15 protein-coding genes are annotated in these 13,919 nt (G+C 61.8%); 9 read left to right on the forward strand and 6 right to left on the reverse strand.

Annotation, left to right across the window (positions count from 1 at the left end; translation table 11 throughout):
- Positions 1-87: 87 nt before the first annotated feature.
- From PSH64_RS11620 to PSH64_RS11645, 6 genes are all read right to left on the reverse strand, one after another.
- Positions 88-753, reverse strand: a complete 666-nt coding sequence (locus tag PSH64_RS11620) for a response regulator transcription factor (protein ID WP_018929713.1) — start codon at positions 751-753, stop codon at positions 88-90.
- A 59-nt stretch (positions 754-812) separates the two neighbouring features.
- Positions 813-1,370, reverse strand: a complete 558-nt coding sequence (locus PSH64_RS11625) for a PQQ-dependent catabolism-associated CXXCW motif protein (RefSeq protein WP_305480733.1) — start codon at positions 1,368-1,370, stop codon at positions 813-815.
- Between the two features lie 248 nt (positions 1,371-1,618).
- A complete protein-coding gene (locus PSH64_RS11630; protein WP_105345557.1) occupies positions 1,619-2,410 on the reverse strand; it encodes an ABC transporter permease in 792 nt (263 codons plus the stop codon).
- Positions 2,407-3,144: an ABC transporter ATP-binding protein gene (locus PSH64_RS11635; protein WP_305480735.1), complete on the reverse strand. Its 738-nt coding sequence runs from the start codon at positions 3,142-3,144 to the stop codon at positions 2,407-2,409. The genes PSH64_RS11630 and PSH64_RS11635 overlap by 4 nt, the downstream gene beginning before the upstream one ends.
- Positions 3,141-4,100 (reverse strand): YVTN family beta-propeller repeat protein, encoded by a 960-nt coding sequence (locus PSH64_RS11640; RefSeq protein ID WP_105345552.1) that lies wholly within the window; start codon positions 4,098-4,100, stop codon positions 3,141-3,143. Before PSH64_RS11640 ends, PSH64_RS11635 begins: the two co-directional genes overlap by 4 nt.
- A 33-nt stretch (positions 4,101-4,133) precedes the next feature.
- Positions 4,134-5,318, reverse strand: coding sequence for an ABC transporter substrate-binding protein (locus PSH64_RS11645; RefSeq protein WP_305480737.1), 1,185 nt, complete (start codon positions 5,316-5,318; stop codon positions 4,134-4,136).
- A 161-nt stretch (positions 5,319-5,479) separates the two neighbouring features.
- Between PSH64_RS11645 and PSH64_RS11650 the strand changes: the two genes are divergently transcribed.
- The 9 genes from PSH64_RS11650 (at position 5,480) to pqqB (ending at position 13,918) form a co-directional block, all read left to right on the forward strand.
- Positions 5,480-5,608, forward strand: a complete 129-nt coding sequence (locus PSH64_RS11650; protein ID WP_305412407.1) for a hypothetical protein — start codon at positions 5,480-5,482, stop codon at positions 5,606-5,608.
- A gap of 103 nt (positions 5,609-5,711) precedes the next feature.
- Positions 5,712-6,170: a cytochrome c-550 PedF gene (pedF, locus tag PSH64_RS11655; RefSeq protein WP_305480738.1), complete on the forward strand. Its 459-nt coding sequence runs from the start codon at positions 5,712-5,714 to the stop codon at positions 6,168-6,170.
- Between the two features lie 3 nt (positions 6,171-6,173).
- Positions 6,174-7,052 (forward strand): ABC transporter substrate-binding protein, encoded by an 879-nt coding sequence (locus PSH64_RS11660; RefSeq protein WP_305480739.1) that lies wholly within the window; start codon positions 6,174-6,176, stop codon positions 7,050-7,052.
- Positions 7,049-7,798, forward strand: coding sequence for a quinoprotein dehydrogenase-associated SoxYZ-like carrier (locus tag PSH64_RS11665; RefSeq protein WP_305480740.1), 750 nt, complete (start codon positions 7,049-7,051; stop codon positions 7,796-7,798). Before PSH64_RS11660 ends, PSH64_RS11665 begins: the two co-directional genes overlap by 4 nt.
- Positions 7,799-7,813: 15 nt before the next feature.
- Positions 7,814-8,752, forward strand: coding sequence for a quinoprotein relay system zinc metallohydrolase 1 (locus PSH64_RS11670; protein WP_305480741.1), 939 nt, complete (start codon positions 7,814-7,816; stop codon positions 8,750-8,752).
- Between the two features lie 322 nt (positions 8,753-9,074).
- Positions 9,075-10,850 (forward strand): PQQ-dependent methanol/ethanol family dehydrogenase, encoded by a 1,776-nt coding sequence (locus PSH64_RS11675; RefSeq protein WP_305480742.1) that lies wholly within the window; start codon positions 9,075-9,077, stop codon positions 10,848-10,850.
- Between the two features lie 247 nt (positions 10,851-11,097).
- Entirely contained in the window at positions 11,098-12,618 is a 1,521-nt protein-coding gene (locus PSH64_RS11680; RefSeq protein WP_095055061.1) for an aldehyde dehydrogenase family protein, read from the forward strand.
- A 259-nt stretch (positions 12,619-12,877) separates the two neighbouring features.
- Positions 12,878-12,949, forward strand: a complete 72-nt coding sequence (gene pqqA / locus PSH64_RS11685; RefSeq protein WP_081499480.1) for a pyrroloquinoline quinone precursor peptide PqqA — start codon at positions 12,878-12,880, stop codon at positions 12,947-12,949.
- Between the two features lie 54 nt (positions 12,950-13,003).
- Complete coding sequence (gene pqqB, locus PSH64_RS11690; protein WP_305480743.1) at positions 13,004-13,918, forward strand: pyrroloquinoline quinone biosynthesis protein PqqB; 915 nt, start codon at positions 13,004-13,006, stop codon at positions 13,916-13,918.
- Position 13,919 lies beyond the last annotated feature (1 nt).

Raw genomic sequence — 13,919 nt, forward strand, 5'->3', positions numbered from 1 at the left:
GCAAGCCCGCTCCCACAATGACCGAGTCGACTCAGATCTAATGTGGGAGCGGGCTTGCTCGCGAAGGGGGCGACTCGGTCTGCGAACTCAGCGCCGCAAATACGACCCGAAATCAATATCCCCGGCACTCAAGATCGCCTGCACCCGGTTGTGCACATTGAGTTTGCGCAAGATCGCCGAGACGTGGGCCTTGACCGTGGTTTCGGCGATTTCCAGGGTGTAGGCGATCTGTTTGTTCGATTCGCCCTTGGTCATGCGCTCAAGCACCAGCAACTGTTTGCGGGTCAGCGCCTGGAGCAGCTCCGGCGGGAAGCTCGGGGTCTCGCTCATGCGCCGGCTGGCGCCGCTCTTTTGCGTGCGGATGATGTCCGGCGGCAGGTACACATTGCCATTGAGAATCTGCTGGATGGCTTCGGTCATCTGCACCCGTGGCGACGATTTGGTGATGAACCCCACCGCGCCATAGGTGATGGCTTGCAGCACGATCTGCTTGTCCTGTTCGGCCGAAACGATCACCACCGGAATGGTCGGCGCTTCGTTGCGCAGGTTGATCAGGCCATTGAGGCCGTGCATGCCGGGCATGTTCAGGTCGAGCAGGATCAGGTCCAGGTCGTCGTGTTCCTGGGTCAGGGCCAGCGCGCTGTCGAGGTCGGCGGTTTCCATGACTTCGCTGCCGGGGAAACCGTCGCTGATGACGTTGTGAATGGCTTCGCGAAACAGCGGGTGATCATCGGCAATCAGAATTTTGTACATGGCCTTTCACCTCATTATTTTTTTGATCAGGGTGTGGCAACAACACGCAAGCGCTCGGGTCAGGGAAAGGGCTCGGGCCGGGCCGGTATCACGGGCAGATTCGCCGCTTGCCAGGCATCCAGACCGTCGCGGTACCAATACAGTGTTTTATAGCCCATGGATGCGGCGCGTTTTACCGCGTTCCAACTCAGCCAGCAATCGGAGCGGCAGTAAAAGACCAACGGTTGCGCGGGATCGCCAGCGGTCAATGTGTTCAGGTTACGCGCAAAATAGTCTTGCCAGGCGGGTGTCAGATCGCCGTCACCGGTATTGGCCAGCCAATGGCTGCCGGGCAGGTTCTCGTGGGGCTGGTCTTCGATGAAACGGCCCTGCAGCCATTGTCGGCGGTAGACGTCGATCAGTACCGGCCGGGGCGTTTGCTTGAGCAGATCTTGCAGGCCGGGCGTGTCGATGATACTCGTGCCCTGGAGCTGGGTCGGGGTCGGGCTGCGGTACAGGCCGATGCGATAACCGTCGGCGGAGAACAGCGCTGTTTCGGCTTGCGCGGCGCCCAGCACCAGGCTCAGCGACAGCGCGGCGAAAGAAGGGCGCAGCAAAACACGTCGGGCACGCGGCATGGGGGTCAGTCCTTATAGTTATGAACCCATTACATGCCAGTAGCGGTGCGTTGTGAATGCGACGATAGACAGGTAAACCAGTACTAAAGTAGTAATTTTGTCCTGTTTTATGGAACACCTATGCTGTGTTCAATGAAGATCCAATGTGGGAGCGGGCTTGCTCGCGAAAGCGGTGTGTCAGTCAACAGGGATGTCGGATGGACTGTCCTCTTCGCGAGCAAGCCCGCTCCCACAGGGGGATTGTGGTGTTAGTTAGTTTTGCGCAGGGCGGCATGTTGCGGGTTGAAGGTGAGCACGGCGAGCAGGGCGAACGCCAGCGTCAGCCCCACGCACACCGCCAGCGCCAACGGGTTGAATCGTTCGTACAGCGCGAACCGCACCAGCTCCACCGCATGGGTGAACGGATTCAAGGCGCACAGCCAATACAACCACTCGCTGGAGTCGCGCATTTTCCACAGCGGATACAGCGCCGACGACAGGAAAAACAGCGGGAAGATCACAAAATTCATCACCCCGGCAAAGTTCTCCAGTTGGCGAATCGCATTGGACAGCAACAGGCCCAGCGCACTGAGCATCAACGCCACCAGCAGCAACGCCGGCAGCGCCAGCAACAGGCCCATGGCCGGCGGTTGTACGCCGTACAGCCAGGCAATCGCCAGAAAGGCGTACACCTGCAACAGCGAAATCAGCGACGTCGCCAGCAATTTGCTGCACAGCAAGAAGGTGCGAGGCAGGGGGCTGGTCAACAGCACGCGCATGCTGCCCATCTCCCGGTCATACACCATCGACAACGAACCTTGCATGCCATTGAACAACAGGATCATGCAGGCAAGGCCGGGGATGATGTAAACCTCATAGGGAATGTAGGTGTCGTAGGGCTCGATGATGGCGATGCCCAGTGCCGCGCGGAATCCGGCGGCGAACACCAGCAGCCATAGCAGCGGCCGTACCAGCGCACTGAGAAACCGCGTGCGCTGCAATACAAAGCGCAGCCATTCGCGCAGTACGATACCGCTGAAACATTGCCAGTAAGCGTTCATTTGACGATTGCCCCTGAAGAGGTGGTCAGGCGAGTGAAGGCCGATCCGAGGTCGCCGCCATGTTCCAGGCTCAGTGCATCAGCCTGCCCGCTGGCCACCAGGCGGCCTTGATGCAGGATCAGCAAGTCGTCGCTGGGCTGCACTTCATCCAGCAGATGAGTAGTCCAGAGCACGCTGATGGTTTGCTCGCGGCACAGGCTGCGGATGTGCTGGTTGAGCGCCAGGCGGCTGGCCGGGTCGAGGCCGACGCTCGCCTCGTCAAGCAACAACAGGCGTGGTTCGTGCAGCAACGCGCGGGCGATTTCCACCCGCCGGCGATGGCCGCCATTGAGTTCGCGGACCCGCTCGCGACGGCGCTCGGTCAAGGCCTGGCGCGCCAGCTCAGCGTCGACCCGCAGCCTGGTCTGGCGTCGGGACAGACCATGCAGCGCGGCGTGATAACGCAGGTTCTGCTCGACGCTGAGGTCCAGATCCAGGGTGCTTTGCTGAAACACCACCCCTAATTGCTTGAGCGCCGGGCGTGCCGCGTCGCGCAACGAGCAGCCGCCAACTCGGATATCACCGCGTTGCAGATCATAGAGGCGGGTGAGCAGGGCGATCAGGGTTGATTTGCCCGCGCCATTGGGGCCAAGCAGCGCCGCAAAACGCCCCGGTGCCAGGCTGAAACTCACCTGGCGCAAGGCCTCGCGCGGGCCGTAGGCGAAACTCAGGTCGCTGACCTCGAGGGCGTTCATGGCGTCACCACCACGCCCCACGGATAGCGCCCGACCTTCACCGATTTGCTGACCTTGAGAGTGTCGACATCGATCACCGACACGTCGCCACTGACGCCGTTGGTGGCCAGTAATTGCCGTTGATCCGGGGTGAACGCCATCTGCCAGACCCTTCGGCCCACCAGCAGATAATCAACAATTTCGAAGGTCTTGGCGTCGATCACCGCCACATGGTTGGCCGGGCCGAGGGCGACAAAGCCGTACTTGCCGTCGGCGCTGAGCTTGATGCCCACCGGCTGGACTTTGTCCGGGTGCACGCCTTTGATCTGGAAGGTCAAGGTCTTGAGGATCTTGCGGCTGGCGACGTCGAGAATCGTCACCGTGCCGCCGATTTCCGCCGAGGCCCAGAGCTGCGTGCCATCGGGATTGAATTCGACGAAACGCGGCCGTTGATCCACCAGGGTGTTGTCGGCCAGGGTCTGGGTGCCGGTGTCGATCCAGTGCAGCATGTTGGTGGTTTCGCTGGTGTTCACCGCCCACTTGCCGTCGGGGCTGACGGCCATGCCTTCGGGCTCGACGCCGACGTTGATCTGCCCGAGCACCTTGGAGGTCTCGGTATCGATCACCGTTACCAGCGCATCGTCTTCGTTGGAGACGTACAACCAGCGATTATTGGGGTGCAGGGCGAATTGTTCGGGGTCTTTGCCCGAAGGCAGTTCCTTGATGATCTTGCGCGTGGCGACGTCCATCACCTGGACCCGGTCCGAATCGCTGGCGCAGATGTACAGCAGCTTGTTGTCGTGGGACAGCAACAGGCCGCGCGGGCGCTGGCCGACGGGCAGGGTGTCGGTGACTTGCAGGGTCTGCATGTCGATCAGGCTCAGGCTGTTGTCCTTTTCGTTGGAGACCCAGGCGGTGCTGGCCGCCGCATGCCCGGCGGCGAGCAATAGAGCGCATGAAAGCAGGGTGCGGCGCATGGCAGATTCCTTATTGTTGTGGTTGTAGAGCTTTCAGGGAAAGCGGCAACTGACCTCGGCTTTGTCGTAACCCAGGCTGTCCATTTCGTTGAAGGGGTGCAGGAAACCGTCTTGCGGCGACGTACTGACCAGCGCCCGGGGTTGCACGATGGGGATCGGTTGGCGTAACTGACCGTTCCATGGCCGATAACTGAGCTTGCGACCCTTGAAGCCGTCCAGCGGCAATTGCTCGCTGATTTCAAGCGTACGAATCGCCATGGCATCGGCCTGACGTAGTTTGCCCACCGCGCTGGCGATGCTGCGCACGGCCATCCAGGCGGCGAAATCCCGATCGTTCATCCAGCGCCCGGCCAGGGCTTCGAAGCGTTTTTGCAACTGCGCGGCACCGTAGGTTTCCACGGTCTTGTGCCAGCCCACCGGGGTCAGGCCCTGGGTGCCGGCGACCGGCCGTGGGTACCAGGTCTGGTAGGGCACGTACTCGCCGAAGTCACCGCGTTCATCGGCCACCAGCACCACGTCGTACTCGGCGGTCTGGGTGAACAGCGGCATGTCGGCCTGGGCGCTGCGGCGCTGGTCGTTATCGAAGCTCCAGGCTTTTTCCGCCACCAGTTGCAGGCCGAAGCGTTTCGCCGCCCGGCGCAGGGCGGCGGCATAGGCTTGATCGTCGGCGGTGGGGCCGACAATCAGCAGCGCCCGTTGCCATTTGCGCAGCACCAGAAATTGCGCGAGTGCATCGGCCAGCATCGCGCGGCTTGGCAGGCTGTGCAGCACGTTCGGCAGGCAGTCGGTGCTGCGCAGGCTGTCATCCGGGCTGCCGGCATTGAACAGCAGGCTGTCGGGCAACGCCGCGCTGAGTCTACGCAGGGTTTCCACCGGCGCATTCACCACAAACAGGCGCAGGCCTTGTTGGTGCTGGGCTTTGGCGGCTTCGAGCAAGGCGTCGGGGTTGTCGACATTGGCGCTGACCAACTCGTAGCGCTGGTTGAGAAAGTGCCCGGTGCTGTTGCTGTCGATGATCGCCAGTTCAGCGCCCCGCAGGCCGGCATCGGTCGGTTCAGGAATAACGTTCGACAGCAATGGCCCGGGATCGGGGCGATACCCCAGATAGCCGATCCGCACCTGCAACGGCGCATCCGCCGCCTGACTCTGGGTCGCCAGCCCGGCGGCGCAGGCAATCGCCAGCAGGTAGATCAAGGCATAAGGGGCGAGCTGGCGCATAAGGCACTCCGTCACAGGTAGCGTCAGCATAGGAACCCTGGACGGGCGGGGAAATATGCAGAAAGTACCGATGGGCCAGTACCAAGGTAGTAACTCACCCCGAGCGGTGCGGTTTTAGCATGGGCGCTACAACGGCCATCACTCAAGGGGGGAGATTGACCATGCGAATTCTCAAGGCACTGCTCCTGCCGTTGTTGCTGATCCTGACCCTGATCGGCATCGACAAGCTTCACGGCGCGCGACCGGTATCGGTGGGGTCTGCGCCACAAGCGCTACTACCAAGGGAGTAGGCCGCGGCCACCAAAGCAGCATGGGGTTGCTGCAAAGTCGTTCCTAAGATGGCTGCCATAGCCTCTTCAAAGAGGTTTTGCGTGCAATCTTGAGGGCATAACAATGACAACAAAACGCAACGCCTTGCTCGTTGGACTACTGGCCGGTTTCATCAGCGCAGGTTCCGTCTGGGCCCACGGCAACGTGGTACCCCAGGCCGTCGAAACCAAGGGACTGACCCCGATCAAGGATGCCGGTGTGCAGGTCGATGCCGATGGCTGGGCGGCGGTAAACCCCTATCGTTCCTCCCCGGAGCACGATAAAGCGTTGGAAATCGGTTCTTCGGCCTACAACCAGAACTGCGCGGCCTGTCATGGCCTGGAAGCCAAGTCCGGCGGCATCGCCCCTGACTTGCGCAAGCTCGACGTCGCCGAAGCCGGTGACGAGTGGTTCGTCGAACGGGTGCGCCATGGCGCGGTGCGTGATGGCCGGGTGTACATGCCGAAGATGGCCGACTACTTGAGTCAGGAAGCTTTGTGGGCGGTGCGCACCTACCTGGACAGCGTGCACGTCGAGGAGTGACCCATGCGCCTGCTCGCGGTGTTGATCAGCGCTGTGTGGCTGTGCTGCCAGGCAGCGCAGGCACAGGTCCGGACCTATGACGAAATGATCGCCGCCGCCGAGCTGAAAGTCGCGGTCTATAAGGATTTCGCCCCCTACAGTTTCGAAGACGCCGGCCAGCCTCGCGGGGTCGATGTCGAATTGGCCGAGGCCCTGGCCAAGGCCATGGGGGTACGCCTGAAACTGATCTGGGCTCCCGCCGGGGAGAAGCTCGACGATGACTTGCGCGATTACATCTGGCGGGCCAGTCAGCTGCACAATCAGCAACTGGCCGACCTGATGATGCGCGTGCCCTACGACCGCGATTACTCACAGAAACGCAATGAACTGGGCGAACTGGAAAACGGCCATGTGGTGATGTTCGGGCCGTACCAGACCGAACAATGGCAAGTGGCTTATGACCGTCGCCGGCTGGATTCGGTGGCCAGCGTCGCGGTGTTCCAGCAGCACCCGATCGGCGTCGAAGTCGACAGCGTGCCCTCGTTTTACCTGACCTCGGTGTTCAACGGCATGCTCGCCGCCAAGACCCACCATTACCCTGGCGTGCCCCAGGCGTTTGCCGCCATGAAGGCCGGTGAAGTCGACGCGGTGATGGCCATGCGCGGCGAGATCGACTGGCAGGTTCATCAGGCCGCCGACCCGCAAGTGGCGCTGGCGGAAAACGCCTACCCGAACATGGGCAAGCAACGCTGGGAGATCGGCATGGCGGTGCATGAAAGCAACCGGCAACTGGCCTATGCGGTGGAAGAGGCGCTGGAAGCGTTGATTCGCGAGGGCACGGTCAAAAGCATTTATGCCCATTATGGCCTGCGCTATGACGTGCCCGAGATGTATCAACAATGAACTGGCGCGCGCGTTGGCTGTTGGCCTGTTGGTTGCCCTTGGCCGCGCAGGCGGTTGAAGTCGATCCGGTGCCCTCGGTGATGTGGGCGTTCTATCACAAGCAGATGCTCGGCGACGCGCCGTTCGTGTTCGACGAGCGGGTCAAGCTGCTGGCGCCGCCGTTTGCCGAAGACGCCCGGCAAGTGCCACTGGAAATCGATGCCCGGGCGTTCAAGGGCGAGGTGGTGCGAATCCTCGCCTGGGCCGAACTCAATCCGTTGCCGAAAATCGTCGACTTCAAGCCCTTGTCCGGTGTGCTGCCCTGGCTGTCGATCCGCATCCGCGTCGAACAGGCCACGCCATTGCGCGCGGCGGTGTTGACCCGCGACGGGCTGTGGCATGTCGGCTCGACCCTGATCGACGCGGCGGGTGGTGGCTGCACGGCGCCAAGCGTGGTGCGCACCCAGCCGGGCTGGGAAGAACACATCGGCGAAGTGCTCGGCGGTCGTTACCCCCGTGGCGAATTCAGCCGCGTGCGTTTGCAGGTGGCGCATCCAATGGATAACGGCATGGTCAGCGGCATCCCTGAGTTCTTCATCAACCAGGCCGAGCTGCGGGATCAAAACGATCAGTTGCTGGCGCACCTGGAGTTGTTCCCGGCGGTCAGCGAAAACCCCAACCTGGCTTTCGACATCGAAGGCGCAGGACAGACGCGCCTGATGCTGCGCGACAACAGCGGCAATCAATTCGATGCGGCCATACCCTGACCCAAGGAGCGTGTGATGCGCTGGATGCTGTTGTTGTTCATCTGTGTGAGCCTGCCGACCCTGGCCGATCCCGATTACGCCCTCAAGCCCCGGCAGATTGCCGAAGACACCTGGCTGCTGGAGGGCAGCACCGATAATTTCGCCAGGAACAACGGCGGCAACATCGTCAACACCGCGTTCATCGTCACCGAGCGAGGCGTGGTGGTGATCGACACCGGGCCATCGAAGCGCTACGGCGAAGCCCTGCGCAAAGCGATTGCCGCAACCACCGATAAACCGGTGATCCAGGTGCTGCTGACCCATCACCATCCCGACCATGTGCTGGGCAATCAGGCGTTCACCGACGTGCCGATCGGCGCGTTGGCCGGTACCACCGAGCTGTTGCATCAACAGGGTGATGCGATGGCCGAGAACATGTATCGGCTGGTGGGCGACTGGATGCGCGGCACCGAAGTGGTGTTGCCGACGCAGACCCTGACGCCAGGCGTGCAAAGTTTTGGGAACCACGATTTGCGCCTGCTGAGTCTGGGTGGGCACACCGGCGCGGATCTGGCTATTCTCGACCAGAAAACCGGCGTGCTGTTTGCCGGGGATCTGGTGTTTTATCAACGGGCCCTGACCACGCCGAACAGCCCGGGGTTGTCGGTGTGGCTGGCGGATCTCGCCACGCTTCAGGGATTGCCGTGGACGCTGATTGTGCCCGGGCATGGGCCCGTGGCAACGGACAACAAACCGTTCGAGCAGATGCGCGATTACCTCTCATGGCTCGATCAACTGATGCGCGACGGTGCGGCGAACGGCAGCGACATGGCCGAGATGATCCGCAGTCCCATCCCCGAACGTTTCGCCGGGATCAACCTGAGCCGCTATGAACTGATCCGTAGCGTCAGCCATTTGTACCCGCGCTATGAGCGCGCGCAGATGAGCCGAGTCGATTCCGGCACGGACAAGTAAGGCGAGAACGCAGAGACTGTGTACACCGCAGATCCACTGTGGGAGCGGGCTTGCTCGCGAAGAGGCCTGCACATTCAGCATTGATGTTGCCTGACACACTGCCTTCGCGAGCAAGCCCGCTCCCACGGGGTCCGGTTTCTACCACAAGAATGTGGGGGGGCCAGGTCTCCACAGATGCAAACTCCCATCTCCTGCGACCCTGTACCAAGGAACTAGAAATCTCCGCATTGCGGGCAATTGTTGCAAGGGCGGCGGCGCCCAAGAATCTGCACCAGACCGGGAAAATTTCCCGGGTATAACAAAAACCGCAGAGGTAGCCGTCATGACCCAACTCGCACGTCGCCAACCCTTCGTCTTGAGCGTGCTGCTCAGTGCCATGCTGTTGTCAGGCACTGCACTGGCCGGCGTCACCGATCAAGACATTCTCCAGGACCCCAAGAACCCGGAGCAGGTCGTCACCAACGGTCTGGGCGTCCAGGGTCAGCGCTACAGCCCGCTGGACACCCTCAATGTCGACAACGTGAAGGACCTGCGCCCGGTCTGGGCCTTTTCGTTCGGCGGTGAAAAACAGCGCGGTCAGCAAGCGCAGCCGATGATCAAGGACGGCGTGATGTACATGACCGGCTCCTACTCACGGGTGTTCGCCGTGGATGCGCGCACCGGCCGCAAGCTCTGGCAATACGACGCACGCCTGCCCGATGACATCCGCCCGTGCTGTGACGTGATCAACCGTGGTGTTGCGCTGTATGGCGACCTGGTGATCTTCGGCACCCTCGACGCCAAGCTTGTAGCCCTGAACAAGGACACCGGCAAAGTGGTGTGGAGCAAGAAAGTCGCCGACCACAAGGAAGGCTATTCCATCAGCGCCGCGCCCCTGGTGATCAACGGCAAACTGATCACTGGCGTGGCCGGTGGCGAGTTCGGGGTGGTGGGCAAGATCGAAGCCTACGACCCGAAAAACGGCGACCTGCTGTGGACCCGGCCAACGGTCGAAGGCCACATGGGCTACGTCTACAAGGACGGCAAAGCGGTAGAGAACGGCATCTCCGGCGGCGAAGCGGGCAAGACCTGGCCGGGCGATCTGTGGAAAACCGGCGGCGCGGCACCTTGGCTGGGCGGCTACTACGACCCGGAAACCAATCTGCTGCTGTTCGGCACCGGCAACCCGGCACCGTGGAACTCGCACCTGCGCCCTGGCGACAACCTTTACTCGTCCTCGCGCCTGGCGCTGAACCCGGATGACGGCACCATCAAATGGCACTTCCAGAGCACCCCTCACGACGGCTGGGACTATGACGGCGTGAACGAACTGGTGTCGTTCAACTACAACGAAGGCGGCAAGGAAATCAAAGCCGCGGCCACCGCCGACCGTAACGGTTTCTTCTACGTGCTGGATCGCACCAACGGCAAATTCATCCGCGGCTTCCCGTTCGTGGACAAGATTACCTGGGCCAGCGGCCTGGATAAAACCGGCCGGCCGATTTACAACGAAGCCAGCCGTCCGGGTGCGCCGGGTTCCGAGGCCAAAGGCAGCTCGGTGTTTGTAGCGCCGGCGTTCCTCGGCGCGAAAAACTGGATGCCGATGGCCTACAACCGCGACACCGGCCTGTTCTATGTGCCGTCCAACGAGTGGGGCATGGACATCTGGAACGAAGGCATCGCCTATAAAAAAGGCGCGGCGTTCCTCGGCGCCGGTTTCACCATCAAACCGTTGAACGAAGACTACATCGGCGTGCTGCGCGCCATCGACCCGAAAACCGGCAAGGAAGTCTGGCGCCACAAGAACTTCGCGCCGCTGTGGGGCGGGGTGCTGACCACCAAGGGCAACCTGGTATTCACCGGTACGCCTGAAGGCTTCCTGCAGGCGTTCAATGCCAAGACCGGCGAGAAAGTCTGGGAATTCCAGACCGGCTCCGGCGTGCTCGGCTCGCCCATCACTTGGGAAATGGACGGCGAACAATACGTCTCGGTGCTCTCCGGCTGGGGCGGCGCGGTACCGCTGTGGGGCGGCGAAGTGGCCAAGCGCATCAAGGACTTCAACCAGGGCGGCATGCTCTGGACCTTCAAGCTGCCCAAAGACCTGGTCGCCAAGCACTAACCCTAAGTCCACCGCATAACCCTGTGGGAGCGGGCTTGCTCGCGAAGAGGGCCTTACATTCAGCACGTGTATTGCCTGATACACCGCCTTCGCGAGCAAGCCCGCTCCCACATTTGATTTGCGCAAACCTACTACCAAATGACGAGAGTCCCCCTGCCAACGGCGCATTCGTCTGGCGGGCGGGGCTCTCTACTATCGGTTCATCGCCTGTTGGCCTGACAGGCATCGACCCAGACAGAGGCCCATCATGATCTACGCACAACCTGGAACACCCGGCGCCGTCGTTTCCTTCAAACCGCGCTACGGCAATTTCATCGGCGGCGAATTCGTTGCCCCAATCAACGGCGAGTACTTCACCAACACCTCACCGGTCACCGGTGAAGTGATCGCCGAGTTCCCGCGCTCCAGCGCCGCCGACATCGAAAAAGCCCTCGACGCCGCCCATGCCGCCGCCGATGCCTGGGGCAAAACCTCGGCGCAGGATCGCTCGTTGGTGCTGCTGAAAATCGCCGACCGCATCGAGCAGAACCTGGAAATCCTCGCCGTTACCGAAACCTGGGACAACGGCAAGGCCGTGCGCGAAACCCTCAACGCCGACGTACCTTTGGCTGCCGACCATTTCCGTTACTTCGCCGGTTGCATCCGCGCCCAGGAAGGCGGCGCCGCCGAGATCAACGAACTGACCACCGCCTATCATTTCCACGAACCACTGGGTGTGGTCGGGCAGATCATCCCGTGGAACTTCCCGCTGCTGATGGCCGCCTGGAAACTCGCCCCGGCCCTGGCCGCCGGCAACTGCATCGTGCTCAAGCCGGCGGAACAAACGCCGCTGTCGATCATGGTGTTCGCCGAGCTGATCGCCGATTTGCTGCCCGCCGGTGTGCTGAACATCGTCCAGGGCTTCGGTCGCGAAGCCGGTGAGGCGCTGGCCACCAGCAAGCGCATCGCCAAGATCGCCTTCACCGGTTCCACCCCGGTGGGCGCGCACATCATGCATTGCGCCGCCGAGAACATCATTCCAAGCACCGTCGAGCTGGGCGGCAAGTCGCCGAACATCTTCTTCGAAGACATCATGAACGCCGAGCCACAGTTCATCGAGAAAGCCGCCGAAGGCCTGGTGCTGGCGTTCTTCAACCAGGGCGAAGTCTGCACCTGTCCGTCCCGGGCACTGGTGCAGGAATCGATCTACGAGCCGTTCATGGCCGAGGTGATGAAGAAGATCGTCAAGATCAAGCGCGGTAACCCGCTGGACACCGAGACCATGGTCGGCGCCCAGGCGTCCGAGCAGCAATACGACAAGATCCTCTCGTACCTGAAAATCGCCCAGGAGGAGGGTGCCGAGCTGCTCACCGGCGGCGCGGCCGAGCGTCTGGAAGGCGATTTGTCCAGCGGCTATTACATCCAGCCGACGCTGCTCAAGGGCCACAACAAAATGCGCGTGTTCCAGGAAGAAATCTTCGGTCCGGTGGTGGGTGTCACCACCTTCAAGGACGAAGCCGAAGCCCTGGCGATTGCCAACGACAGCGAGTTCGGCCTCGGTGCCGGCCTGTGGACCCGCGACATCAACCGCGCCTACCGCATGGGCCGGGCGATCAAGGCCGGGCGCGTCTGGACCAACTGCTACCACCTGTACCCGGCCCACGCCGCGTTCGGTGGCTACAAGAAGTCCGGTGTCGGCCGTGAGAACCACAAGATGATGCTCGACCATTACCAGCAAACCAAAAACCTGCTGGTGAGCTACGACATCAATCCGTTGGGGTTCTTCTAACCCACAAGCACGCCACACACCGAATGTGGGAGCGGGCTTGCTCGCGAAAGCGGTCTGTCAGTCAACCAATGTGTTGAATGTGACGCCGTCTTCGCGAGCAAGCCCGCTCCCACATGGGTTCTCCGTGTACTTGAAGAGCACGCAACACCCCCTACCAACGCACGCCGCCACCTCCTTCGAAAGTAGCATTCGGTCATCTCTTCCCCCGTGCATTAATGGCTTTACCGGAATCATCCGGCACAAGAAGAGGATTGACCCCATGTGGCATAAACCCGCGTTTACCGATCTGCGCATTGGCTTCGAAGTGACGATGTATTTCGCCAACCGTTGATTGATCGCCCGGTCAGCCGTCGCGTTGGCCGGGCCTGCCTTCTGGAGCCATCCCATGCACATCCGCGTTCTCGGTTCCGCCGCTGGTGGCGGTTTTCCGCAATGGAACTGCAACTGCCGCCAATGCGCCGCCATGCGCCACGGCAACCTGCGCGCGCAACGCCGCACGCAGTCGTCCATTGCCCTGAGCGACGACGGTGTGGAGTGGGTGCTCTGCAATGCTTCACCGGATATCCGCGCGCAACTCGAAAGCTTCCCTGCACTGCAACCGGCCAGGCGGCTGCGTGACACGGCGATTGCCGGCGTGGTGTTGCTGGACAGTCAGATCGACCATTGCACCGGCTTGTTGAGCCTGCGCGAAGGCTGCCCGCATTCGGTCTGGTGCACCGGGCGGGTGCATGAAGACCTCAGCAGCGGCTTTCCCTTGTTCAGCATGCTCAAACACTGGAACGGTGGTTTGCGGTGGCAATCCATCGGGCTGGACCGCGAACCGTTCAGCATCGCGGCCTGCCCACACCTGCAATTTCGCGCGATTCCGTTGGTCAGCAATGCGCCGCCGTACTCGCCCAATCGCGGCAACCCGCAGCCGGGGGACACCATTGGCCTGTTCATCGAAGACCTGCGCAACGGAGCATCGGTGTTCTATGCGCCGGGGCTGGGGCAGGTCGACGATGAGGTATTGAGCTGGATGCAGCGCGCCGACTGCCTGCTGCTGGATGGCACGTTGTGGCGCGACGATGAAATGCGCGTGTGCGAAGTCGGCCAGAGCCTGGGCCGCGAGATGGGCCACCTGCCGCAAAGCGGTCCTGGCGGCCTGCTCGAAGTGCTGGAAGGTTTCAATCGCCAGCGCAAGGTGCTGATCCACATCAACAACACCAACCCGATCCTCGATGAAGACTCGGCCGAGCGGGCGTTGCTGGAGCGGCGGGGGATTGAAGTGGCTTATGACGGCATGAGTATTGAGCTGTAGC

Source organism: Pseudomonas sp. FP1742 (assembly GCF_030687145.1).
GTDB classification, from domain to species: domain Bacteria; phylum Pseudomonadota; class Gammaproteobacteria; order Pseudomonadales; family Pseudomonadaceae; genus Aquipseudomonas; species Aquipseudomonas frederiksbergensis_D.